We start from the raw sequence: 26,569 nt of genomic DNA on the forward strand, positions 1-26,569 counted from the left end.
CGGATTAGGATTATCGGGCTCCGGATTATCCGGGCCGGGGTTAGGACCAGGATCAGGCTGATCAGGATCCGGGTTGTCCGGGTCGGGGTTATCCGGATTGTCCGGGTCCGGAACCACCGGGTCGGGACCGACGGGCTCCTGCTTCTTTTTCACCGTCAGCGTTCCGGGCACGACCTCGACATCGAAATTCGGATCGGTGACCGTCGCGCCGATCTGGTACTTGCCAGCAGGAGAGCTCTCATCGGCATCGCAGGAGTACTCGACCTTCACACCCGAAGTATCAACCGCACTCTCCAGGCTCGAGGTAAACGCCGGGTCCGCCTCTCCCTCGAAGCGCTCGGCGTCGTCAACCTTCACCTTGAGCTTTGCCGGAGCGATCTCGAACTGGCAGGCAGCGGCACCGATGTAGCCGTGGCTGCGCAGCGTGGCGACAGCGCGGTATGTGCCGGCATCGGTCGGGGCATCCGTCGAGAAATATTGCGTACTTCCGCGTCCGTAGTACCAGACCTTCAGGTCACCCTTGCAGACCTTGGGAGCACCGGAAACTTCGGGGGCCTGCGACGCGCCATTAAAGGTAAAGTCGCCATCCGCAAACGTAAGCTTTACGCGCTTTGCCTGGACAGCGAGCGCAAAGCGGGCGGTCATGGCCTCGCCACGGGCATCCGTGCACGTAATATCGAAGGCGAAAACGCCCGTCTTGGACGGAACACCAGAGAGCGTCAGACCGCCCGAAGTACGGGAGAGCTTGAGCCCGTCGGGGAGCTTCGTCTTATCCCATGCGTACTCGTACGGAGCCTTGCCGCCCGCGGCCCCGGCAATCGTGGCGATGTACGTGCCGTGCGCACTCGCTGCCGGCAGCAGGCCACCGTTAAACACAAGGGTGTCCCAGGCAACGACGGAGACGGAGACGCAATCACTGTCCGTCTGCTTCTCAGTACCAAGGTAGCGCTGAGTGATGCGGCAGAAATACTCGCCGGCCAGCTCGTCGTCGAGGTCCGCGAGCGAGAGCGTCTCCCCCGTCTCGCCCTCGAGCGCCACGGCCTTGCCATTCACCATGCGGAACCACTGGTAGGAGAGCTCAACCTCGGCAGCGCAACCCGTGGACGAGGCCGCGTGGTCGGCGACGTTCTTGCCCGCCTCGGCCGCGACCGAGAGCACAGCCGAATCGCCCTCATGGACGCTCACGTCCTGCGGCTGCGCGACCACACGCGGAGCGTCCGCCTTCGCAAACTCGAACGCGACCTCCCGCGATGCGGTAACATCGCTCAGCGTGACCTCGTACGCCCCGCCCTTGTAATCAGAAATGTCGAGGTCAACGGTCGCATCTGAGCCGGCCTGCGCGACCGCCACGCGCTCGAGGTAGCAGCCCTCGTCGGGCGTCGCCGAGACGGTCGCATCCCCGCCCTCAACGACCGAAACCAAGTCGTTGTCGACCGAACCGTTGACTGCCTTCGCCGTCACCTTGTAATGTTCGGGCTTCTTCTTGACCGTCAGCGTACCGGGGTCGACCGCGACATCAAAGTTCGGATCGGCAACCGCCGCGTCGATCTGGTACTCACCCGCCGGCGATTTCTTATTCGCCGAGCAGAAGTACGTAACTTTAACGTCCGAGGTGTCGCAACGGCTCACCAAGCTGGAGGTAAACTCGGGATTTTCCTGGCCCTCAAAGCGCTCGGCATCGTCGACCTTCACCAGCAACTGGGCAGGTGCAACGGAAACCGTCAACTCGACGTCCTCGGCGGCAAGATAGTTTCGAGACGCCTTGGCATGGGCGACAACACGTGCCGTACCGGCAGCCTTCACCGTCGCGCAGCGTCCCTTAATCGAAACCGGGCCCCTATCGTCATCGGAATCGACCAGCTCAAAAGTCACGGGAGTCTGGGCAACGTTGTTAAACACAATGGGGTCTCCACCATACACGCCCGAATAGCTTGTCGTTCCCGTAATGACCTGGCTCGCCTTTGTAATCGAGAACTCGGCGGACTCTTTACCCTGATAGTTGGAGTCAGTCACCTTAACCGTGACGCGGTAGTTACCGCTGTCGCACGGCTCCAGCGCCGTCGGACCATAGGACGTTCCATCTATACCGCAATAGGCAACGGAATAGCCAGACGCATCAAGGCCGGCAACCGCAACCGCCGCACCGTGTCGTGCGCCATCGTATGTCACATCAGACGTCTCGATCGAAATATCGACCGGGGCCTTCTCGATCGTGAAGTCACAGGAGGCATTACCGACATATCCCTTGGCGTCGAGCGTCACCACCGCACGATACGTGCCGGCATCCACCGGCGCCTGATCCGACGAGTAATGTGTGTCGCCCGTGCCAACATAGGTCAGTTTGACATCGTCCTCGCAACCCTCGGGCACGCCCGAAAGCTCCGGGGCCTGCGCCGTCGCGTTGTAGGTAAAGGTCTGGCCCTCAAATGTAAGCGGGGCTTCCTTCGCCTTCACGAGCAGCGCGAAGCGCGCATCGCACTTGTTGCCCAGGTCATCAGTGCACCCAATCTTGAAGCTATGCACACCCGTAGCCGCAGGCACGCCCGAGAGTACCAAGGCGCCCGATCCGTCATCTGCCAGCGTCAGCTGCATGCCCTCAGGAACCTCAACATCATCCAAGTTGTACGCATACGGTGCCTTGCCGCCCGTAGCGCCCGCAATCACGACGCGGTACTCATCGTGAGCGGTCGCCACCGGCAGCACGCGCCCGTTAAACACAAGTGCTTCTCGCGGCACGATGGATACCTTCGCATGTTCGGTATCCGTCTTTGTCACCGTGCCCAGGTAGTTCTGCGTAATGCGACAGAAATACTCACCTTCGCCGTCGCTGTCGAGCTGGGTGATCGAAAGCGTCTCCCCCGTCTCGCCCTTCAGCGCCACCGCCTTGCCGCCATCGTCAGACACGCGATACCACTGGTAGCTCAGCTTGACGTCTGCAGCGGATCCAGAAGACACGGCCGCATGGACGCGAACGTTGCGCCCCGCCTCCGCGGCAACCGAAAGTTCAACCGGATCGCCCTCATAAGCACTTGCATCCTGCGGCTGAGCGAGCACCTCCGGAGCCGCAGCCTTTGCGAATTCAAACGTGACCTGCTGCGGAGCACTCACGCCACTCAGCGTGACCTCATACGCCCCACCCTTATAGTCGGAAATATCAAGGTCATAGGCATTGCCGGCCGAACCATCCTCGCCAGCCTCTTCGGCAACGGTCACGCGCGTCAGGTAGCAGCCCTCATCGGGCGCCGCCGAAAGCGTCACCTTGCCATCCGTGGCGACCAAAGCAGACTCCGGATCAACCGATCCGTTGACCGCTCGGGCCGTCACCTTGTACTTAGGTGCCTCCGCAAAGCGCGCCTCGACAGTCATGTTGTCCTCGGGGACAAACGTCCAGGTAGCATCCGTGCTCAGCGGCTCATCGCCCAGCGACCCGTCGTCGTTGCGTGCATACCACCCATCGAACACATAGCCCGCATCGGGAACGGCAGTCAGGGTCGTGGACTCACCGTTCTCGACTTCGTTGGTCACGGCATAGCCCAGAGATTCGTCCTCGGAGGAACCCTCGACGTGTCCGCCCTGACGCGAATCCACCGCCGTAACCGTCATCGACGCCCGCTCATAAACGGCCGTAAAAGTACGGTTGCCAAACACAACGCGGTTGATCACTGGCGTGGCACCCACAGGCATGCCGTTCTCGTCGACCCAGTATTTAAACTTCCAACCCTTGTGCGGCACGGTAAACATAATCGCCGCGGAGTGGTAGGAGCCGCCGGTACCAAGCGCAACCATGCTAAAGCCCGCGTCCTTGGGATACGTAGCAACCTGAACATCACAGCCCGTCTCATAGAACACGGCCGTAAGCTGCCTATTCTCCTTTGCGGTACCGATATAGAACGCGCTGTAGCTCACCGTGACACCCGCATCGTCGACCCAATGCGAGAAGTGGTACTTCTTCCACGGGATCGCGATCGCCATAAACATGTCGCCCCTGTCGTATGACCTGCTGCCGGCAGGAATGCCGTCGACCAGAAGGGCCGTACCGCGGAAGATGGACGAGCCGGTGACGGTAATGGTCACCTGTCCATCGGATTCGAACTGCGCGTAGTACGTTATGTCTTGCGTGACGGTCACATCGAGAGTCGTCGCAGTCTCGACAATCGAGGTGCCCTCCTTATCGGTGCTCCAGCCCACAAAGCGATAGCCCATGCCGGCAACAGCGGTCAGTTCCACCTGATCGCCCACGGCAAAGCTGCCGCTGCCCGTAGCACGGCAGCCCCTGTTCGATGCCTTGTCCTTCACCACGACCTCGCCCGTAACGGTCACCTCGTACGGATCGGCAAACACGGCCCGGAGCTCCAACGTATCGTCCTCGAGCCCCTCGACCATATCCTTGTCGAGCTTAACCCAACAATGGGCGTCGCAGCTCAGCAGCGACTTGTTGCCCTCGGCATCCAGGACATACCAGCCGACAAAACGTTTGGTTCCCATAGGCGTAGCGTTGAGTTCGACCGTATCACCGAATTGATAGGCACCCTCTCCGCTCAGGGTACCAACGCTATCGTCACTCGCGCTCAAAACGACCTGATAGGACTTAGGCGTAAAGGTCGCCGTATAGGTGGCGTCACCTGTGACCTTAACGGTATAGTCGGCGTTCTCGCTGACTGACTCGCCCTTGTCGTCCGTCCAACCCGCAAACGAATACCCGGTGTTGGCGATCGCACGAAGCGTTGCGCGGTCGCCGGCCTCATAGCCACCAAAACCGCTCACGGCTCCGCCCTCGGCAGGCGAAGCAACGGTATGCACGACATACGAACCCGACGCAAAGACGGCATAGAGCGACGTGTCCTCACGCACGGTAAATCGATATGTTTTCTTGGAGCTCACGCACGTGCCGTTCTGGAACCAGCCCACAAAAGCCGTATCCTCGGCGGCGATAGCGCGCACGGTTGCAACCTGTCCGGCGGCATACGCCCCCGCACCCTCGACCGTGCCCATGTTCTCTTCGCAGGAGACGTCCACCGTATATTGCTTTGCCGAGAACACGGCCTGGAGCGTCGTGTCGGACGTTGGCATCACGTGATAGGTGCTATCACGGCTTACCACGGCGCCCGAAGCATCGGCCCAATACTCAAACGCATAGTCCGAAAGCGCATGCGCGGTCAGCGTGGCGGCATGCCCCGCCTCAACGGTACCCGTGCCCTCGACCCAGCCGGCGACACTCGATTCGACCAGCGAGCCGGTGCCGGAATCGACTACCGTCGTGGCGTCGACTTCATAGCTTTTTGCCATAAAGCGAGCGATGTGCACATGGCTGCGCTCCTGGTGGCAGGTGAACTCCGCATCGGCAGACTCAAACGTGCCGTCTGCCGTATACCAACCAGTAAAGACATAACCGGGATTGGGCGTTGCCTTAAGGGCAACCTCCGCGCCGCGGTCCGCAAGAACACGGCTCGCCTTGACGGTGCCGCCCTCCGCAGGATCAGCGAGGGGCACGCAGACGGTATCGATAGGCACAAAGCCCGCGGTAATAACGCAGTGCCCGGTTTTACCGCGAGCCTTCGCAACCAACGAGGTCTCGTGCTTAAGGCTCTTCAGGCGGCCATTGACGTACCAACCCCAGAACAAAAAGCCAGGATGGGCCTTGGCCGTCAAATGAAGGGTTTCCCCTAATTTGAACTTATCGGTCGTAGGCTTCACCACGGTCCCATTGCACGTCACGGTACCGCCGAGCCATGAATCGGCGGTGACGATGACCTCGGGCTTTGAGTCGGTAAAAATCGCGGTATAGGTATCGCTCTTGGTGACCTTGACGACCAGCTCGGCGGTGTCGTACTCCTTACCGGAGTCATCCTTCCAATGGTCAAAACGATAGCCGTCGTTGGCCTTTGCCTTGAGCATCACCGTATCGCCGTAGCCACAGGTAACAGAAAATGCGCCCGGATGCCCCTCGATCTCAACGGCACCGCGCTCCACAAAGGTCTTTTTTGCCTTCGCCGTCACGGTATACGTGTTTTCCTCAAACACCGCACGCACCGTGCAATCCACGTCCTCGGGATAGAACTCAAGGTAGCTGGGGTCGGTGCCCAAAAGCAGGTCCGTCTTGGCGTCGTACCAGCCCTTAAAGGTAAATTGTTTGCTCGCCTCGGCCGTGAGCTCAATGCTCAGCGTGGCAGGCTCGCCCTTCATGCAGTAGCCCTCGCCGTGCACCAAATATTTGCCCGCCATGGCCGCGGCCGGCTCAACAACAACGTCCACCTTGCAGGCACGCGTAAACTTTGCCTGGATCACGCAGTCGGTAATGGGCTCAAAGGTATAGGAGCGCTCGCTCGAAACAAGCGTCGAGGTGGCATCCGAGCCGCCGTTGCTCAGATACCAACCGTCAAAGATATAGCCCTCGGATGGGGTGGCCTCCGCGGTCACGCGCTCGCCTTCGGGAACCTCGAGTACCATGACAGCAGTCTCACCGCGCTTCAGCGTAACGGTACCGCCCTCGAGCGGGTCGGCCTCGGCACGCACAGTATGCGCATCCCTGCCGTCCATTACAGCCTCGATCCGGGCATTCCCGTTAACGCGGTATTCGCAAACTTCCTGCTTGTTGGCAATCGTGATACCCTGCGCATCGGTTTCTCGCCACTCTACAAACCGGTACGTCTTCTCCGGATTGTCGGGGCGCACCTTGGGCCGCATCGTAAACGTGAGAATGTCCCCATCCTTCGCGCGAACCTTGCCATCCACGACCGGCACACCATCGCACAGCACCTCGGCGCTGTCGAAGGGATCGGTATTCACTAGGATGGTCTTATCCGCCCTGCGGAAGCGTGCAACCAGATGGCGGTCGACCTCGGCCTTAAAGATATACGTACGCTCGGGCGAAACCTCGACGCCGTCCTCAAACCATCCCACAAAGGCATAGTCAGGACCCTCGCTCGCAGTGACCATAGCCTGATCGCCACGCGTAATGCTCTGCTTTACGGGGCTTGCGGTGCAGCCTGTCGAAAAATCGGCCTGAATGCCATCGGCTTCGGCAACTGCCGTAATCTCGACTTTTTTCTCGAAAACGGCCGTCATCTTTACAACCTCGGGCGTCAGGTCCGTGATCGTCATCGTCTTGAGAGGAGATGTCGAGACCTCGACGCCGTTCTCTTTCCAACATACGAAGCGATAGCCGGGATTTGCGACAGCCTCGAGCGTGGCGACCGTCCCCTCATAGTGGATACCGCCTCCGGTAACGACGCCGCCCACCTCGGGCTGCGCGGTGGCAATAATTTCGATCTTATGGTCGCCATGAGGCTTGGGCTTCTTGTGGTCGTCGATGATGTCCTTAATCTCCTTGAGCACCTTGGTGCCCACAGCGGCAACATCCTCAATATTGTCGGCCATACCGATCTCGATCACCGCGTCGGCCGCGATGGGGTCGACGATCTCGCCCAAGCCATACATGGTAGCGAGAACGGCCGCAGCCGTAATCGCGGCGATGAGCGCGGCCTTCAGCGCCGCGAGTGACTCGTCGGGGTCAGTCGCCTCGCGGAAATGCGCGGTGTACTGCACATCCCCCTCGAGCACAAACGTGTAGGACGGACCATCGTCGCCGGTAAAGACAACGTTGCCGAGGGCATCGGTCGCGTAGTCAAACACATAGCCAGGCATTGGCACCGCCACGACCGTTACGCGCGATCCGATACCGTACAGACCGGTAGAGAGGAACTGTCCGAGCGGCTGCCCACTCTCATCGACCCCGTCCACACTCAGCACAACGCTCGCCTGCGGAGCACAGTAGCGCGGAGTAATTTCGATCCTAGCGTCAGTTTTGTCCTCGGACACAATCGCGTCCGCCTTGTCCACCGTATAGGTAAAGTCGAGCTGATCGCTCACGGCGTACGCATCATCGCCCTCGCCCAGATACCAGCCCAGGAACAGCGCGTTATCCGTGACGGCGGAAACCTCAACCGTCTCACCGGCATTGCGATAGCAGTTTTGAGCGGTAACACTCAGGTGCGCATAGTCCTGTGACGAATCGGTCGCCTGCGCATCGTTGACACGCACCGCATAGTCCTTGAGCTTAAAGCGAGCCTCGAGGGACAGATCCTTATCCGGCGTAAACGTGTAGACCGGCTCCCTGGAGATGTACTTGCCGGACTCGGTGTCATACCAACCCTTAAACGTGATGTTGTCGTTGAGCATTCCTAGAGCACCGGCATCGAGCGTGACCTCGTCGCCTGCATCAATCGTCGTCGCGCTGGAAACATCGGGCAGTTCAACGCCGTCCATCAGCTTGCGTTCGCCTTTATCGATCGTTTGGGCATAGGAGATCTGGAACGACGTCGGCTCAGGCTTCTTGAGCTGTAGCGTGCCCTTGGTCTGGGTTTCAAAATGCGAATAGCCGTCGTCATACACGAGCTTTACGGGCTGTCCGTCCATCGACTCATCGAAGACGTCACCGTCGCAGGGGGTGGCCGTAAGGTACTCGCCGAGCTCTTCCTGTATGAGCGCCTCGTAGTTCCAAATCGATACCGTATGCGGGTAATCGAGCTCAACGCTCATGCCCTCGAGCGAAATGGTCTCCCCCGTCTCGTAGGTCATGTTGTTGGGGTCGCATGAGATCTCAACGTTCTCGAGCACCTTGCCCACCGGGACGGGCAGGCAGCCGTTGCACCTCTCCCAAACAGCCTTGGGCTCTCCCTTGCTGTACTTTGGAATCATCTTTGCGGGGACCATGACGGTCATGTTGTATTTGGGGAACGTGTCGGTGTTAATGAGCACCGCATGGTTGCACCCAAAGAACACGGTCTCGAGATTGGTACTGCCAAACGCCTTTTCCGGCAACTCCTCGATCTTGGAGTTATATGGCAGCGTCAGTCCGCCGCTCAAGTCGGTGCCGTAGAAGCAGGTGTGGCCAAGCGTTTCGACCGTTGTGTTGCTCTCGAGCCCTGTGGTAGCAAGGTTCGAGCAGAACCTGAACGCGCAAACGCCAATCGATGTAATCGAGGCATTCTTGTCCAGGCCGGTATCGGTCAGAGCCTTGCAGCCTTCGTAGGCTCTGTCGGGAATCGATGTGAGGCCGACAACCTTGTCGAGCCCCGTGGACACCAGCCCACTCTCGGCAAACGCGGCGTCGCCCATAGAGCCAATAGTGGCAACCTCGTTGATGTTCAAACTCGTAAGCGACTTGCAGCCATAGAATGCCTCTTTCCCGATGGTGCCGATGGTCATACCGGAAAGGCTGATATCGGTGAGATTCGGGCAGTTATAGAAGGCGTGCAATCCGATTTTGGAAATGGAACTGTTCTCGAAGCGCACTGAGCGCAGATTGGTAGAGTCGGCGCAGAGCTGTGCGTCGACTTCATCAACCCCGTAATCGACAATCAAATTCGTTACCATTCGACCATCGACAGAGTTCTCGCGCGGGTTGTTTTCATCGATTTCTACCGTAAGATTTCCGTTTGCGTCGCACGGATACAGATAGTAGTTGGGCATGAGCTTGGCATACTCGTAGGCTGCCTGCTGCAGGTTGCCCTTGCTGTACGCGACAAGGCGCGTGTAGCCATCGTCATACACCAGCTGTATGGGTTCTCCGTCCATCGAGCCATCGAAGACGTCGCCGTCGCAAGGAGTTGCCGTAAGGTACTCGCCGAGTTCTTCCTTTATGAGGGCTTCGTAGTCGCTATCCATCGTCGAATGAGGATATTGAAACGTGACGCTCATGCCCTCGAGCGAGATCTTTTCCCCCTGCTGATAGGCCATCTTGTCGGGATCGCGCGAAATCTTTATCTTTTGGAGTACCTTACCCACGGGGACGGGCAGGCTACCATTGCAGCTCTCCCAAACCTCTTTAGGGTGGCCGCTTTCGTATTGCGAAACCATCTTGGCAGGGACCATGACAGTCATGTACTGCTTGGGAAACGTGGTGGAATTAATGAGCACCGCATGGCCGCACCCAAGGTACACGGTTTCGAGCTTAGAGCCATAGAACGCACGGCTCGGCAGTTCCTCGATTTTGGAATAAAGGGGCAGCGTCAGCCCGCCGCTCATATTGGTCCCGGAGAAGCAACCTTCGCGGAGCGTCTTGATCGTCGTATTGCTCTCAAGTCCGGTCGTCGCAAGGCGGGAGCAGTTTTTGAACGCATTAACGCCGATTGACGTGATGGATGTGTTCCTGCCCAGACCGGTATCGGTCAGAGCGCTGCAGGCATTATAAGCGTTCTCAGGAATCGAACAGAGGCCAACGACCTTGTCGAGCCCCGTAGACCGCAGCCCGCTCCAGGCAAACGCGGCATCGCCCATCGTGCCGATGGTAGCAACGTCGTCAATATTTAGGCTCGTAAGCGATCCGCACCCAGAAAAGGCCCCTGTTCCGATACTTCCAATGGTCATACCGGAAAAGCTGATATCGGCGAGATTGGAGCACCCAGAAAAGGCGTGTAGTCCAATTGAAGAAATAGAGCTGTTCTCAAAACGCACCGAACGCAGATTGGAGGAATACTCACAAATATATCCGGGGACCCCATCCACTCCGTAATCAACGATCAGATTGGTTACCAATTTACCGTCGACAGAGCTCCCATACGGGTCGTTTCCATCAATCTCTACCGTAACGCTTCCGCCTGCATCGCACGGATACACATAGCCGTTCGGCATAAGCTTGGCATACTCATAGACCGTTGGATCCTCATACACGAGGGGATCGACTTCGCTGTCATCGGACGAGGACTCTGACGTTGCAGGCGAGCTCTTTGCAGCATCGGAATCAGTCGCAGCACTTGTGAGGTCCTGCGCTAGGCTCGTCCCGGGGGTGTCGGATGCCGCGTTGGATGAGTCGTCCTGCGTATTATTCGTTTGGTCGGAAAACGTGGACGAAGCGTTTTCGTCCGAAGGTGATGATCCATCGACCGCATCGGTATCGGAGCCCGAGTCGGTCTCTTGGGCCTCGCTCTCCACGGCGACCGCCCCGGCATCATCGGCATAGGCCGTGCTGGGCGCAAGGGGTATCGAGGTCAAGACCATCGCGACCGAAAGATAGACGACTAAAAACCTATAGAGGGCAGCAGTGATCCTGTTCATAGGAACCTTCCCGCAATTTGCAAAGATACAGAGTCCCAGTGTGGGCCATCATCTCACAATACCCTGTATAAGCGACAATGCGGGAAGGCTGCGCAAACGGTTTATCTAAGGGCGCAAATGGTTGGTCTAATCGCTGCTTAAATCGCGCAAAGCGTCAATCGCGGTGTCGACTTCCTCGGCCGTGTTGAAGTAACCAAACGAGAAGCGAACCACGCCCCGGCGCTCGGTTCCCAGCGCGCGGTGCATGAGTGGGGCGCAATGGGCACCGGGGCGCGTCGCAATCCCCCACCCTTGCATGAGCGCGTCCGAGATCTCGGCAGAGTCGATATCACCCACGTTGAGTGAGACGATCGCCGAGCGCGACGGCTGGTCAAAGGCGCCGTAGAGCTTGATCTCCGGGATTTCGCGCACGCCAGCGAGAAAGCGATCCGCCAGGGCGCGTTCGTGAGCCGCAATCGCTTCAACTCCACCCTGTGCCTCGATAAAATCAAGGCCTGCGGAAAGGCCCGCTACGCCGTGGCCGTTGAGCGTGCCCGCCTCAAGGCGCGTGGGCCACTCCATGGGCTGCAACGTATCGAAGCTGTGCACACCCGTGCCTCCCATGGCCCAGGGCGCCACGTCGACGTCCTCCGCCACGGCCAGGCCACCGGTGCCCTGCGGGCCCATAAGCCCCTTATGTCCAGTAAAGCACACGACGTCGAGCCCCATGGCGCGCATATCGATATGCGCCGTACCGGCAGACTGCGAGGCATCGACGATCACAAGCGCACCCGCGGCATGTGCCAAGGCCGCCACGCGCGCAATGTCGACCGCGTTGCCGGTCACATTAGAGGCATGCGTCACCACCACGGCACGCGTACCGGGCGTGACCAGCCGCTCGAGCTCGTCGTAGTCGAGCACGCCGTTGGTATCACAGCCCGCATGCTCAACCGTCACACCCTGCTCTGCCGCCAGGCGGTTGAGCGGACGCAGCACGGAGTTGTGCTCGAGCACCGTTGTGACCACATGGTCGCCGGGACGCACCACCCCGTTGATGGCGGTGTTGAGCGCCGCCGTGGAGTTGGGCGTAAAGCACACATGGTCCGCCCTCGGGCAACCCAAAAGGCGCGCGAGCTTGGCACGGCAAGCGTGAATCGTACGAGCGGCATCGAGGGCACCCGACGTGGCGCCGCGCCCGGCATTGCCGAGCGAGCACATCGCCTGCGTCACGGCATCGATGACCGTCTGCGGCTTGTGCATGGTCGTCGCCGCGTTATCCAGATAGATCATCGCACGACCTCCCACATATCAATCACGGTATAGCCCTCGGTGGGAATGCCCGCTGCGGCAAGCTCGGCGCGCAGCAGTTCCTCATCGGCAGGCAACGCCTTCCACGCCAGACCGCAGCCGGCAGCGACCTCCCCGGGCACGGGAATCGTTCGCCCGGGAAGGCCGCGCTCGATGCATAGGGTCTCGCAGCCCATGGCGGCCGCCGTGGTGGGAAACGTGATGACAAGCGCCGGGCGCTTCTCCCTCATGGCAACTCCAACCAATACGCTACGGGCGCACGACGCGCACGGCCTGCTCCATCTTCTCCACGATCACGTACATGTTGGTGACCTCGCCCACCGCAAGCTGGTCTTTAATGCCAAAGTGGTCCAGGCAGGTACCGCAGGTGAGAATCTCGACGCCCTGCTCGGCCAGGCCCTTCAGGTCGTCGAGCACCGGAGAGCCCTCTACGGTGAGCTTGGCACCGCCGTTGTAGAACAGCATGGTCGCGGGCAGCTCCTCCTGCTGCGTCACGGCAAAGATGAAGGCCTTCATGAGCTTGTGGCCCAGCTCGTCGTCGCCACGGCCCATGCAATCGGTGTAGACGGAAATGACGAGTTTGCCCTTGCCGGCGCTGGCGTCGCAGAAAGCGGCACCGTCCTGCTCGGGGTCCGCAACGGCCACGGCACCCGCGGTCGTGACGGTCACGTGCCACTCGGCGTCCGAGATCTTCTCGACCGAGGCCGTGCAGCCCTTCTCCTGCGCCATCTTGGAGATGTTCTTGACGGCGGTCTCGTTATCGACCGAGGTCACCACGGCACCCTCGCCGTCAAGCTGTTTGAGCGCCTTAAGCGTCTTGACGACGGGCAGCGGACAGGCATCGCCCATGGCATTGACTTCAATCTTAGGTGACATAGCAAATCCTCTCAAAAGGGACCGCCCAGAACAGCAGACGGTCGCATAAACGGTTTTCCTTAATACACAACGTGAACGGCAGGACCACCCGGCACCGCCTCGCACACGCGGCCGATTGTGGCGGCGATGCGATCCTCGGCATGCAGACGGCGCGCGAGTTCATCCACATCGGCAGCAGGCGCTGCGATGAGCAGGCCGCCCGAGGTCTGCGGGTCGTACAGCGCATCTAGCATGCCCGGCTCCAGGTCATCGTCGGCCGCCACGCGCGGGCCAAAGAAGTCCTGGTTGCGGTAGGAGCCAGCGGGGATAATGCCCAGACGCGCCATGTCGAGCACCTGGTCAAAGAGCGGCACCGCCCCCGACGCAAGCTCAATCTGCACGCCCGAGCCCTCGGCCATCTCGCACGCATGCCCAATCAGGCCAAAGCCCGTAATGTCGGTGCAGCCGTGAAGTTCGAGCCCCTCGGCCAAACGGATCGGGGCCTCGTTGAGGGTGCGCATAGAATCAAACATCTGGCTGGCCTCGTCCTGCTCGATGAGCTCGCCCTTAATGGCCGTGGTGATAATGCCCGAGCCGATCGCCTTGGTCAGCAGTAGGACATCGCCCACGCGCGCACCGCTGTTGGCGAGCATGCGGTCGAGTGGCACAAAACCGCTCACGGACAGGCCGTACTTGGGCTCGTCGTCGTTGATGGTGTGGCCGCCCGCGATGGTGCAGCCAGCCTCGACGCACTTGTCGGCGCCACCCGCCAAAATCTGGCCGGCAACCTCGACGCCCAGGCAGTTAGGTATGCACAGCAGGTTCATGGCATGGCTCGGCCGCCCGCCCATGGCGTAGATGTCCGAAAGCGAGTTGGCCGCGGCGATCTGACCAAACAGAAACGGGTCATCGACCATCGGCGGGAAGAAGTCGATGGACTGCACGAGGCCCAAGTTGTCGCCAACGCGAAAGACGCTCGCATCGTCGGAGGTATCGAACCCCACGAGCAGGTTGTCGTTATGCACATTGGGTAAGTCGCCCAGGACCTGGGCGAGGGCTCCAGGAGCCAACTTAGCGGCTCAACCAGAGGCAGCGGTCATCTGCGTGAGCTTGATGAAATCGTCAGCCATCGATCCCTCCTCTCATAGGTCAATCTTTTCCTCCCAGTATACGCATGGTGGCGCCGCGAGCGGACGGCGTATCGCAACCCCTACGCGACGCAGCAGAAGGGACAAAGGGACTGTCCCTTTGTCACATTATCGACAAACCAGATGAATTCTCTTGGCATCGAAGTGCATGCGCAGGGTCTCGTCGGCCTGCGGCAGCTCGTCGGAAGCCACGCTCACCTTGTTGACCTTCCACTGCAGACGCGTGGGCGCATCAGTACGCGGCACGTCCAACAGCACCAGGCGCTCAAAGCGTGAATCGCTCACTCGGGCCACGTGCAAATCATAGCTGTTGCGACCCCGCTCCGCGCGATTGTCAACATGGAAGTAGCTTGCGCGAATGCCCAGGTACGCCACATTATCGGGAACCTCGCGACCCACGTTAAAGGTCATGCCCCAGTCGAGGGCCTCAACTTCTTCGTCGCCGATCTTGCGCGCCCGGCTTGTGTTCTTGCAGCCCGTCAGACGCAGCGCAGCCAAGGTTTGCGGCCGGCGGACCACGTCCTCGACGGAGCCGATCTCCTCCACATGCCCGTTATGCATCACGCAAATGCGCTCGCACAGGCGGCATGCCTCGTCAATATCGTGGCTCACGTAGAGCACGGTACGGTTACAGACGTCGAACAGGTCGAGCATGTTCTGCTCAAGCGCGCTCTTGAGATACGCGTCGAGCGCGCTCATGGGCTCGTCGAACATAAAAATGCCCGGGTGTGCCGCCACCATGCGAGCAAGCGCCACACGCTGCTGCTGGCCGCCCGAGAGGCGCGCGGGATAACGGTCGGCAAAGTCGGCCAGTCCAAAGATGCCCAGGTAGCGCTCGGCAAGTTGTCTACGCGCTGCGGCGTCACCTGCACCCTCAACGCCGGCGCACACGTTATCGGCCACCGTCATATTAGGGAACAGCTGATAGTTTTGAAACATCAGGGCGCATTTTCGCTCCTGGGGCGAAAGGTTGATGCCCGCCGCAGAGTCAAAGAAGGTCACGCCGTTGACGACGATCTTGCCCTCGTCGGGTGTCTCCACGCCGGCAATGCAGCGCAACGTGCAGCTCTTGCCGCAACCCGAGGCGCCCAGGAGCGCCACACGCTCCTCGCCGGCCTCAAGCTGCATGTCGAGCATAAACCCGGGATAGCGTTTTTTGATATCCAAAACGAGCGACATAGCTTATCGACCTCCCTGCGGTGCTGCGTCATCGCGCATGAGCTCGGCCAGCGCCTCGCGATCGATACGCAGCGCATCGCCGCCCACTGGGTCGAGCGAATCGATCTGGCTACCCAGCTGCTTGGCCTGCTTGCGCTCCGCGTGGGACAGGCCGCGCTCGCGGTACTTTTGCGAATGCGCCGTGTACATATTGATGAACAAAATGACCAGGAAACTAAACACGATCACGACAACGACCCAAAAGAGGGCCACCGAGGTGTTGCCGCCCATCCACTCAAAGTAGATGGCGATAGGGATGGTCTGGGTAATGCCGGCGTAGTTGCCCGCAAAGAACAGGGTGCAGCCAAACTCGCCCATGGCACGCGCGAAGGCAAGCACCGCGCCGGCGGCAATCGAGGGCCAGCCAAGCGGCATCATAAGCTTGGTAAAGATGCGATGCTCAGACCATCCCAGGGTTCGCGCGGCATCGAGCATCTGCGTGTCGAGGCTCTCGAAGGCTCCGAGTGCCGTGCGGTAGACCAGCGGAAACGACACAACGACGGCCGAAATGACCGCCGCCGGCCACGTAAAGACAATCGAGATGCCGTGCGCGATGAGCCACTGGCCCACCCCGGTCGAGCGGCCAAATAGCATGAGGAGCAGAAAGCCGCAGACCGTGGGCGGCAGCACCATAGGAATCGTAAAGACCGAGTCGAGCAGGCCCTTGATGCGACTCGAGGTACCCATAGTCTTCCACGCGGCGAACAGGCCCAGCGCAAAGGAAATCAGCAGGGCAAGGCCGCTCGTTTTTATGGACACCCAAAGCGGGCGATAGTCGATGTCGCCCAAAAAGGAGGCCAGAGAGGTCAAGGGACCCTGCTCATCCCGCAACACGACAGACGATGCTTCTACCATTTGAGCGCTATCAAGCCAACGCGCGCCGCCCTTGGCATCACCCGAGGCCGATGCAATCACCACATAGCGGTCCCCATCCGCACCACGCACATCAAAGCCATAGGTATACCCGCCGGCATTAAACGTTGTTTCCGCCGTGACATACCAAGGAAGATCCACGTCCCCAAGCTGCGCACCTCCCATGCAGTTTGCGCTGTCGAGCTCACAGACGAGGGCCTTGAGACCCGATACGCACTCGTTATCCTGCGGATCCAATTCATACTTCTCGACCGCCCTGGGCGATATCCACACCACAACGCGATCGGCAGCAGGCGCCACCACAAGGTCCACGTCCTCGTCAACGGGAAACCGGTAGCCCTCAGGCTGGCCCTCCATGGCACGAGCGGTCCCCTTGGCCAACCGCTCAAAACCCTCGATCCCATAGGAAAGCCCATGAGCGGTCGCAGCAACCTGGGCCCCGTCCTCAGCGACCCCAGCAAACGCAAATCCCGGCACCCAGCAAAGCGCGAAGGTCAAAGCACAGGCGACAAGCATGCGGAATCTATTAAGCACGAAAAGCTCCAAGCGAATACAAGGACGGAGTGAAACACAAAACGATGGAATTATCGCGCCAAGCCGCACTACTCGGAAAGCTCAAAGCCGTACTTAGCCCAAATCTTCTGAGCCTTCTTGTTGGACAGGCAAAAGTCGATAAACGCCTTGGCCTCGTCGGCGTGCTCGGAGCCATCGGCGACAGCGCCCGGATACACGATGGGCTTATGCGAGTCCTCGGGACACACAAAGGCCTCCTCGATGCCGTCATAGCGGAAGATATCGGAGCTGTAGACAAAACCGGCCACGCAGTCGCCCGTAGAGACGTAAGACGCAGCGGTGCCGACCTTGTCGGCCAGGGCCACCTTGTCGGCAAGCTCGGGTGCATACTCGCCGTCGTCGCCCTCGGTGCCGGTGTAGAGACCCACAGAAGCTAAGGCCTGGTTGGCGTACTTGCCGGCGGGGACGGTCTTGGCGTCGCCGATGGCGATCTTGCCGTCCAGATTCGCGACGTTGGCGATGGCCTCGATCTTGGTGTCGGAACCCTCAGCACGAATGATCACAAGGTCGTTGACGAACATATCCTCACGGGTGTCGGCATCGACGAGCTCGGCGGCCTCGGCGTCGTCCATGGTGCCTTTGGAGGCGGTGATGAGCACGTCGACCGTGGCGCCGGCGCGCATCTGCTCGACAAGGTCGCCAGACGCCTTAAACTGCGTGTCTGCAAACGTGGTGCCGGTCTGGTCGGTGTAGAGCTCTTGGACCTCGGGCAGAGCCTTCTCGAGCGAGTTGGCGGCAAAGACCTGCAGCTCGACAGCTTTCTTGGAAGATGCCTTGGCAGAACCGGCATCGGATCCGGCCGGCTCGGACGTCTTGCTGCCCGAGCAGCCGGCAAGACCAAGGCCGGCAGCGGCGACAGCAGAAAGCGAGACGAATCCGCGGCGAGAAACCATATCGAACATATTCAACCCTTTCGGACCTTGTGCCCGGGTACCCCACCGCGAGCTATAATCTGCATTCAGATTATACTTTCACGCGAATAATGTAAGTGATAAAGATTTCTCGTCTGATAATTTTCTTTTGCCGATAGTCTCAGGACGTTCCGCGCTGTTGCTGCATAAAAAGGCGGAGCGACTCGTAAAGTCGCTCCGCCGCAGGTAGTGCGATTATTTGGCGTGCCCGCCGCCCGCCGTCATTTGGGCCGCATGCTCCAGTTGATCGCTCACGGCCTCCCAGCTTTCGCGGGCCGCTTTCGTGGATCCCGGAAAGTTGATGACAAGCGTATGCCCACGCTGCATGCACACGGCGCGCGAGAGCATGGCGCGGCGCGTCTTGGTCATCGAGTACGCACGGATCGCCTCGGCAATACCCGGCACGTCGCGATCGCAGACGGCACGCGTCGCCTCGGGCGTCACATCGCGCATCGAAAGCCCCGTGCCGCCGCAGGTGAGCACGACATGGGCGTGGCACTCATCGGCGGCTTCCACAATGGCATCACCAATCTCGCTGACGTCATCGCGCACGACCACATGTGAGGCGACCGTCCAGCCCTGTGCCTCGATAAGTTCCTCGAGTGCGGCTCCGGCCTCGTCCTGGGCAAGATCGCGCGTATCCGAGCACGTCACAATCGAAATCTTCAACTCCATAGCATTCCTCCTACAACACGGCGCCCTCGGGCAGGTCGACGCGAACAACGTCCACGACATCTCCCGCCTTGAGCTCGCACGGTCCTTCGTCAATACGCAGTAGACAGTTGGCCCGCTGCATCGTGCCGAGCAGCGCCGAATTCTGCGTCTTGGCCTCGGTCACCAACAGCTCACCGGTCTCGGGGTCGCGCAAAACCGTGGCGCGATCGAAGAAGCGTCGGTCCTGGCGCTTCTTTACGCCGTGCGTCAATATCGCCTGCTGCACGGGACGCGCACCCTCGGCAAAGCCGCGCATCTTGCGGATCGCGGGGCGGGCGAGCATCTCAAAGCCCACATACGCCGCCGCGGGATTGCCCGAAAGCCCCAAATACGGCTTGCCCCCAAGCAGGCCAAACGTGATGGCTTTGCCGGGACGCATCGAAATGCGGTCGAAGAGCACCTCGCCCTCGCGCTTGACCAGCGCCGTCACGTAGTCGTAATCGCCCGCCGAGGCACCGCCGCTCGTAATGACAAAATCGCACTCCTGCACGGCGCGATGCACCAGCTCGGCAATCGCCTGCTCATCATCGGGCGCAATGCCATAGAACACCGGGTCGGCGCCGGCATCGAGTGCCTCGGCCATCAACGCCGACGAGTTGGAGTCGCGAATCTGCCCGCGTGCCGGCAGCTCACCCGGCGCGACCAGCTCCGTGCCCAGCGAGATAATGCCCACGCGCGGAGCGGCATGGACCTTCACGCTCGCGCAACCGGCGCTTGCCAGCAGGCCAGCGCCGGCCGGGGCCACAACCTCGCCGGCGTGCATCACAACATCGCCGGCATGGGCCTCCTCGGCGGCAGAGCGAACGTTCTCCCCCACTTTAGCAGGCGCCGAAAAGCTCACGTGCGAGCCCTCGTTGCCGTCGCCGTCAAGCACCTCGACGATCTCGTATTTCACCACGGCATCGGCACCTTCGGGTACCGGCGCGCCCGTCATGATGCGGACGGTCTCGCCCGCGCCAATTGTGCCCTCAAACACATGGCCCGCGGCCTCGTGTCCGATAACGTCGAGCGTCACCGGCGCCTCGCCAGATGTCTGCGCCAAGTCCGCCGAGCGCACGGCATATCCGTCCATAGCGCTGTTGGCAAACGGCGAAATGTCGATATCGGCCACCGCGTCCTCTGCCAAGGGAAGACCGGCGGCCTGCCACACGGGAATCTCGACAACTTCGGTGCGATTCACGTGCGACAAGACGATCGCCTGTGCGTCCTCCAACGGAATGAGTTTCTCAGCCATATGCACCTCTTAATGCCACGGCGCACAACAGGAGCGCCGATTCTTTATGCTTGTCTCAGTATAATCCCCCCGACGCACGACCGCGACTCGGCCTGTACCCGCAAATACACCTGTCGGTTGCAAGCCGCGAAACAGAATGGAAACCAACCCACCGGCTCGTCGCGTTTACCGCGTTTTATAATGCTCGTGTTGCAACCCAAAAGAGGAACGTATGGCTTTTACCGACAAACCCGAAAGCGCAAACGAGGCGCAGGATCATTCCCAGCCGCTCGACGACGGCGGCCTTTTCTCCCTTAATGACGTCATCATGGCAGGCAGGCAACAGCTCACCCGCTCCGAGCATCTCTTGGCTGCCGACACGCGCCGCAACGCCCGCAACCTACTCGCGAGCGCCAAGTTGCTCGTGCTCGTCGTCATCGCCTCGCTCGCCATGGGCGTTGCCGCTTGGGCGTTTTTGGCCTCGCTGAATATCGCGACCGACTATCGCGAGCACCACGCGTGGGTCTACGCATTGCTTCCCGTTGTGGGCATTGCCACCGCATGGGTGTACAAAAACCACGGCCTTGCTGCCAAACGAGGCAACAACCTGGTCATCGACTCCGCTCTGGGCACACGCCTCATCCATATGCGCATGGCCGTCCTCACCTTCGTCTGCTCTACGCTCACGCACCTAACGGGCGGATCGGCCGGTCGCGAGGGAGCCGCGGTGCAGATTGGCGGCACCATCGCCAGCAACATCTCGAGCCTCGCCCACCTCAAAAAGCATGACCACCACGACCTCATGCTCGCCGGCATCTCGTCGGCCTTTGGCGCCGTATTCGGTTCGCCCCTTGCCGGAGCTTTCTTTGGCATGGAGATGTGCTTTATCGGAAAGATCGACTACACCGCGGGCATCTACTGCCTGGTCGCCTCGTTTACCGGCTACTTTACGTCGCTTGCCTTGGGAACCGAGTACGAGGCGAATGTCATCGCCAGCGTTCCCAACATGACACCACGGACGGTTGTCATCGTTGTTATCAGCGCAATTATCTTCGGCCTGACGGCACGCCTCTTTGCCTGGTCGGTTCGAACCGTCAAAAGCCTGTACGGTCGCTTTATCACCAATTACCTCGTCCGCGCACTCATAGGCGCACTCGTGGTTTTGGCCGCCTATGCCCTCCTCGACGCCTGGGACTACGCCGGCCTTTCCACGTGGCTTTCCGGCGCCGGATTTGCAGGCAACACCACCCTGGCGGACGCAGCCATCAAGTTGGTCGTCACAGCGCTTACCCTGGGCGCGGGCTTCCAAGGCGGCGAGGTCACGCCCCTGTTTGGCATCGGTGCGGCACTCGGTGGCTGGATCGGTTGCCTTACCGGGCTTGACCCCAGTTTTCTGGCGGCTCTCGGCATGCTCGGCGTGTTCTGCGCCGGCCTCAACGTGCCCATCACCACCTGCATGATGGCCATCGACCTGTTCCACGGCACGGCCGCCGGGTTCTTTGTCATCGTGGCCTTTATCAGCTACCTAACCGGCGGACACCGCGGCGTGTACCCCGCCCAGCGCATTGTCTCGCCTAAACGCCGTTCGCTTATTGTGGATGAGGGCGGCACGGTAGCGGATGCTATCGAGCGCCACAACGACCTGATAGAGTAGACGTTAATATTCGCCGTGCAGCCACAATCGGGGGCAATTAGACCTGAGCGCGACCGCACCGTCACGTCATACGCCGGGAGTCGCCCCATGCACGCAACTGATTTTGGTCGCACGCTCATCATCGCCAACCCAGCCGCCCAGTCGGGTGCGGCGCGCGAAGTTGCCGAGCGCCTGCAGCGCTTTTTGGATATGACCGCGCGCGCATCCCAGTTTGACCTGGTGCTAACCGAGCACATGGGACACGCCAAGGAGCTTGCCGCACAGGCTCAGGGCTATCGCACCGTTATCGCACTCGGCGGCGACGGCGTGATCCACGAGGTCGTCAACGGGCTTATGACGCAAAAGGAGGACGCCCGCCCCGCTCTTGCCGTCCTGCCCGTGGGCTCCGGCAACGATTTTGCCCAAACGCTCGGTATCGAAGATTTCTCCGGCAAGGATTTTGGCGCGCTGCTCACCTGCGAGCTGCAGCGTCAGGACATCGGGCGGATTCGCTCGTGGAGCCCTGCGAGCGGCAGCGGCGAGGCTACCGTTGAGTACTACGACCAGACGCTCTCGGTCGGCATCGACGCTGCCATCGGCCTTGGCACCACCGAACTGCGCAAAAAGACCGGCTTGACGGGCGCTCCTCTCTACACCCTCTCGGGACTTGAGCAGTTTGGTCTGCGCTATCGCAACTACCCCATGACAGCCAGCTTTGACGGCACGCCCGCCGAGCGCGTGAGGGCGATTATCATGGCGATTCAGCTGGGCCCCACGTATGGCTCGGGCTATCGCATCTGCCCCGATGCCGACCCCTGCGACGGCATACTCGACGTCTGCTACGCCTGCGGCCCCGTCCCTCGCGCGGTTGCCCTACCCATGTTCCTTTCGGCCAAGGACGGCCACCACACCAAGCTGCCACCGGTTCGCATGCGCCGCTGTCGCCATGTCGAGCTTACCTTTGAGAAGCCCGACTACCCCATCCAGGCCGACGGCGAGCCCATCGTCGCCTCGCGCATCGAGGTCGACATCCTCGCCGGCGCCCTCCTCGTCTGGCACCCCACCCACTAGCCATCCCTAAGTTGCGGTGAAATAGGGACTGTTTATGCAGCTAAAGCCGCAAAACAGTCCCTATTTCACCGCAACTTATAAGGAAGCTATTCGTCGCTCCCCGGCTTGCGACGGTTGGCCTTTTTAATGGCGTTGAAGTGCTTGTCATTGAGCCTGCGCTGGCGCGATCGCTGTGGCACTTTGGTCTTGACGCGACGGCGCGGCGGACGGCCACGACGCTCAAGCTCTGCCCTCAGCTTGCGCAGACAGCTCGCACGATTCTGAAACTGACTACGGCTCTCGCGCGCCGCCACGACAATTCCCGTGGGCCCATGTTTCATGCGCACCGCAGAGTCTGTCGTGTTCACACCCTGGCCACCCGGGCCCGTCGCACGAAACACCTGAACCTCGCAGTCGCGTGCCAACTCCTCGACCGACATCTCGGCATAGCGCGTATACTCGCGCCATCCCATCTTGTTCTCATCCATATCAACACCCCCCATACAAAAAATGTGACAAAGGGAAAGTCCCTTTGTCACATCGCATACCAACCGCTTGTGTTCGCACTTAGGCGAAGGTGATCTCGCCGGTCTCGCAGTCCATATCGGCGATACGAGCCAGGCTCTCGACGCGGAAGCCGCGCTCGCGGAGCTTATCGCCGCCGCCCTGGAAGCCCTTCTCCACGGCAATGCCGATGCCGGACACCTCGGCACCCGCAGCCTCGCAGATCTTGATAAGACCCTCGAGCGCGCAGCCGTTGGCCAAGAAGTCGTCGATGATCAGGACCTTGTCGCCCTCGGACAGGAAACGCTTGCCAACGATGACCGGGTACTCCTTTTGCTTGGTAAAGGAATAGATGGTCGTGGCATACTGCTCGCCGTCGAGGTTGATGGACTGTGCCTTCTTGGCAAAGACCACCGGCACGCCGCCAAAATGCTGAGCCGCGATGCATGCCATGCCAATGCCCGAAGCCTCAATCGTCAGGATCTTGTTGATCTCGACACCCTCGAACAGACGGGCCCACTCGGCGCCCATGTGGTCGAACAGCTCAACGTCGCATTGGTGGTTGAGGAAGGCATCAACCTTAAGGACGTTACCGGCCTTTACGATGCCGTCATGGCGAATACGATCCTCAAGCTCCTGCATGGCGCAACCCCTTCTCGCGGCAACGATACCGCGCGATTAATAAACGTTGTTCGATAGTCTACCACGGACCGACCCCCGCCCGTCCCACAAGCCGCATCGCACCATAAAGCCGCAAGACCAGTAGATAGGCCCGTTCGTGGCAGACAGCCTCCCAACACGCTAATGACGGGCGCGCATCTTCACCAAACGCACCATGGCGAGCGCAAAGCCCACTGCCGCCACAGCCATCAACACATAGAACACCGAACGGAAACCAAACAGGAACACATCCGGACGACCTGCGACAAAACTGGTCACGGCCTCGCCCATCGCCACGCTCATCTGCCCATACAGGATATGCGACGCCGCCGTAATGCCCACTGCCATACCCGCATAGCGCGCCAGGCTGCCCAGGCTGCCCGCAAAGCCGAGCGCTTCGCGCGGAGCCGAGCCCATATACAGCGAGTTATTGGGACTCTGGAAAATCGACGTACCACACGACATAAACGCGACGCAGCACACGATCACAGGGATGGAAGAGTGCTCGTCGAGCGTGCTTACCACAAAGAGACCGCATACATACACGCCCAGGCCGACCGCCGTGGGGCCCTCGCAGCCGACACGGTCCGAAACCGTACCCGAAAGCGGGCCGATAAAGGCATTCACCATCGGCAGCGCCAAAAAAAGCAATCCGGAAATGTCAGAACCAAAGCCGTGGGCGTCCTGAAAATAGAACGGCAGGATAAACTCGGATGCGCCAATACCAACGAACACGATGAGCATGCAGGCAAGGTTGATGGTAAAGGCCGAATTTGCAAAGCAGCGACGAGCAGCCTCAAACAGGGACATGGGGCGCTCGCCGGCTTCCGGCTTAACATGCGGTAGCGTATAGAGCCCCACAATAAACGAGATGACGCCAATGGGCAGGTTGATGAGGAAGATGCTCTCCCAGGGAAAGCTTGCCACCAGCATGCCGCCGAGCACGGGGCCACACATCATGCCGAGGGCCACGAAGGTCGCGAGAATACCCATGGCACGACCGCGCTCGCGCGCCGGAAACGACTCGGTGATGATGCCCATGTTGTTGGCCATGGCCGCCGCGCAACCGACGCCCTGCACAATGCGTGCCAGAATAAGAACTTCGAGAGAACCCGAAAGGCCGCACAGCAACGAGCCGAGCGTAAAGACAATGACGCCCAGCTGGAACACGCCCACCTTGCCGCGCACGTCGCCCAAACGACCAAACGGCAACATGGCCACGCACGTCGCAAGCAGATACACCGAGCTCACCAGCTGAATGCGGTCGAGGCCCACGCCCAGCTCCTTTTGCATCACGGGCAGTGCCACGGTCACGACGGTCGAATCCAGACACGACATAAACGTCATGATGAGCACGGTAAACAGAATCGCCCATTTGTTCTTGCCATGAGTATCGCCCTCTAGGGCAATGTGCTCGCGGCGCAGCTGCTCTGCGGTTTTCTCCATATCCATCCTTTCGAGTGGCCCAATGCAAAAAACGGGGCCCCAATCGCCTGCAAACAGACGCGATTGGGGCCCCGCCTACGGAATCGGAACAAAAGGTCACCGAAGCTTTCTGCCAGCATCGGCACCTTGTACGGAGCTAGCCTAGCACTGCTCGAGCGCCTGCTCAAGGTCGGCAATCAGATCGGCCGTGTCCTCGAGGCCGCACGACAGGCGCACCATGTCGGCGGAAATGCCACAGGCGATGAGCTCCTCATCGTTCATCTGGCGGTGCGTGGCGTTAGCGGGATGCAGGCAGCAAGTGCGGGCGTCGGCCACATGCGTGGCGATCTGGGCGAGCTTGAGGCTCTTCATAAAGGTCTCGGCCGCCGCGCGACCACCGTTAAAGCCAAAGCTCACGACACCGCACGTGCCGTTGGGCATGTACTTCTGAGCCAGGTCATAGTACTTATCGCCCTCCAGGCCCGGATAGCTCACAAAGCGCACCTTGGGATGGCTCTGCAGGAACTTGGCAACGGCCAGGCCGTTCTCACAATGACGCGGCATACGCACATGCAGGCTCTCGAGCGAGCTGTTCAAGAAGAACGCCGCCTGCGGGTTCTGCATGGGGCCGAGGTCGCGCATGAGCTGAGCGGTTGCCTTGGTAATGAAGGCACCCTCGCGACCGAACTTCTCGGCATAGGTCACGCCGTGATAGCTCTCGTCGGGCGTGGTGAGACCCGGGAACTTGTCTGCATGGGCCATCCAGTCAAACTGGCCGTGGTCGACGATCACGCCACCCAGGTAGGCCGCATGCCCATCCATGTACTTGGTGGTAGAGTGCGTGACGATGTCGGCGCCCCACTCAAAGGGACGGCACATCACGGGCGTCGGGAAGGTGTTGTCGACCATCAGCGGCACGCCGTGGTCATGCGCGGCCTTGGCAAAGCGCTCAATATCGAGCACGGCAAGGGCGGGGTTGGCAATCGTCTCGCCAAAGACGAGCTTGGTATTGGGCTCAAAGGCTGCCTCCAGCTCCTCATCGGTGCAGTCGGGGGCGACAAACGTGCAAGCCACGCCCATGCGGCCCATGGTGTGGGCGAGCAGGTTATACGTACCGCCGTAGATAGCAGAGCTCGCGACCACGTGATCACCGGCACCGGCCACGTTAAAGATCGCGAGGAAGTTCGCGGCCATGCCCGAACTCGTGAGCATCGCAGCGGTGCCGCCCTCCATCTCGCAGATCTTGGCGGCAACCAGATCGCACGTGGGATTCTGCAGACGGCTGTAGAAGTAGCCCGACTCCTCCAGGTCAAACAGCTTGCCCATGTGCTCGGACGTGTCGTATTTCCACGTGGTGGACTGGTAGATGGGCACCTGGCGCGGCTCCGCATCGCCCGGATGATAGCCGCCCTGAACACATGTAGTTCCGATGGTCTGCTCGCTCATATCT

Annotated in this window: 15 protein-coding genes and 1 pseudogene; 2 read left to right on the plus strand and 14 right to left on the minus strand. The window is 60.5% G+C overall.

Going from position 1 to position 26,569, the window contains the following annotated elements:
- The 10 genes from DW899_RS10665 to glp form a co-directional block, all read right to left on the minus strand.
- Window positions 1-11,055, minus strand: an 11,055-nt coding sequence (locus tag DW899_RS10665; RefSeq protein WP_199570278.1) for a leucine-rich repeat protein, incomplete at its 3' end; no start/stop codon positions are given.
- Window positions 11,056-11,181: 126 nt separating this feature from the next.
- Window positions 11,182-12,324 carry an aminotransferase class V-fold PLP-dependent enzyme gene (locus DW899_RS06075; protein ID WP_117800323.1) on the minus strand — a complete coding sequence of 381 codons (1,143 nt, stop codon included), beginning with the start codon at window positions 12,322-12,324 and terminating at the stop codon, window positions 11,182-11,184.
- Window positions 12,321-12,572: a DUF3343 domain-containing protein gene (locus DW899_RS06080; protein ID WP_117564982.1), complete on the minus strand. Its 252-nt coding sequence runs from the start codon at window positions 12,570-12,572 to the stop codon at window positions 12,321-12,323. Before DW899_RS06080 ends, DW899_RS06075 begins: the two co-directional genes overlap by 4 nt.
- Window positions 12,573-12,591: 19 nt before the next feature.
- A complete protein-coding gene (yedF, locus tag DW899_RS06085) occupies window positions 12,592-13,218 on the minus strand; it encodes a sulfurtransferase-like selenium metabolism protein YedF (protein ID WP_117757036.1) in 627 nt (208 codons plus the stop codon).
- 59 nt (window positions 13,219-13,277) lie between these two features.
- Window positions 13,278-14,327, minus strand: a complete 1,050-nt coding sequence (selD, locus tag DW899_RS06090; protein WP_369832242.1) for a selenide, water dikinase SelD — start codon at window positions 14,325-14,327, stop codon at window positions 13,278-13,280.
- Window positions 14,328-14,453: 126 nt separating this feature from the next.
- On the minus strand, window positions 14,454-15,524 hold the full coding sequence (locus tag DW899_RS06095) for a sulfate/molybdate ABC transporter ATP-binding protein (protein WP_117800325.1): 1,071 nt from the start codon (window positions 15,522-15,524) through the stop codon (window positions 14,454-14,456).
- Window positions 15,525-15,527: 3 nt separating this feature from the next.
- Window positions 15,528-16,970 carry a molybdate ABC transporter permease subunit gene (modB, locus tag DW899_RS06100; protein WP_233539925.1) on the minus strand — a complete coding sequence of 481 codons (1,443 nt, stop codon included), beginning with the start codon at window positions 16,968-16,970 and terminating at the stop codon, window positions 15,528-15,530.
- A gap of 68 nt (window positions 16,971-17,038) precedes the next feature.
- Window positions 17,039-17,911 carry a molybdate ABC transporter substrate-binding protein gene (modA, locus tag DW899_RS06105; protein WP_117800327.1) on the minus strand — a complete coding sequence of 291 codons (873 nt, stop codon included), beginning with the start codon at window positions 17,909-17,911 and terminating at the stop codon, window positions 17,039-17,041.
- A gap of 204 nt (window positions 17,912-18,115) precedes the next feature.
- Window positions 18,116-18,595 carry a molybdenum cofactor biosynthesis protein B gene (locus DW899_RS06110; protein ID WP_117800328.1) on the minus strand — a complete coding sequence of 160 codons (480 nt, stop codon included), beginning with the start codon at window positions 18,593-18,595 and terminating at the stop codon, window positions 18,116-18,118.
- Between the two features lie 10 nt (window positions 18,596-18,605).
- Window positions 18,606-19,868 carry a gephyrin-like molybdotransferase Glp gene (gene glp, locus DW899_RS06115; protein WP_117800329.1) on the minus strand — a complete coding sequence of 421 codons (1,263 nt, stop codon included), beginning with the start codon at window positions 19,866-19,868 and terminating at the stop codon, window positions 18,606-18,608.
- Window positions 19,869-20,079: 211 nt separating this feature from the next.
- Between glp and DW899_RS06120 the strand changes: the two genes are divergently transcribed.
- Both DW899_RS06120 and DW899_RS06125 read left to right on the plus strand, forming a co-directional pair.
- Complete coding sequence (locus DW899_RS06120) at window positions 20,080-21,501, plus strand: chloride channel protein (RefSeq protein ID WP_199570279.1); 1,422 nt, start codon at window positions 20,080-20,082, stop codon at window positions 21,499-21,501.
- An 87-nt stretch (window positions 21,502-21,588) separates the two neighbouring features.
- Window positions 21,589-22,551, plus strand: coding sequence for a diacylglycerol kinase family protein (locus tag DW899_RS06125; protein WP_117800330.1), 963 nt, complete (start codon window positions 21,589-21,591; stop codon window positions 22,549-22,551).
- A gap of 86 nt (window positions 22,552-22,637) precedes the next feature.
- Here the strand turns inward: DW899_RS06125 and DW899_RS06130 are convergent.
- The 4 genes and pseudogenes from DW899_RS06130 to DW899_RS06145 all read right to left on the minus strand — a co-directional run.
- Window positions 22,638-22,946 (minus strand): annotated as a pseudogene (locus DW899_RS06130) (peptide chain release factor-like protein); the annotation flags it as partial.
- A gap of 151 nt (window positions 22,947-23,097) precedes the next feature.
- Complete coding sequence (locus DW899_RS06135) at window positions 23,098-23,676, minus strand: xanthine phosphoribosyltransferase (protein ID WP_022095227.1); 579 nt, start codon at window positions 23,674-23,676, stop codon at window positions 23,098-23,100.
- A gap of 159 nt (window positions 23,677-23,835) precedes the next feature.
- Window positions 23,836-25,140, minus strand: coding sequence for an MFS transporter (locus tag DW899_RS06140; RefSeq protein ID WP_117800331.1), 1,305 nt, complete (start codon window positions 25,138-25,140; stop codon window positions 23,836-23,838).
- Between the two features lie 141 nt (window positions 25,141-25,281).
- Window positions 25,282-26,565, minus strand: a complete 1,284-nt coding sequence (locus tag DW899_RS06145) for an O-acetylhomoserine aminocarboxypropyltransferase/cysteine synthase family protein (RefSeq protein WP_117800332.1) — start codon at window positions 26,563-26,565, stop codon at window positions 25,282-25,284.
- Window positions 26,566-26,569 lie beyond the last annotated feature (4 nt).

The sequence above is a fragment of the Collinsella sp. AM41-2BH genome (assembly GCF_003468085.1).
Classification (GTDB): domain Bacteria; phylum Actinomycetota; class Coriobacteriia; order Coriobacteriales; family Coriobacteriaceae; genus Collinsella.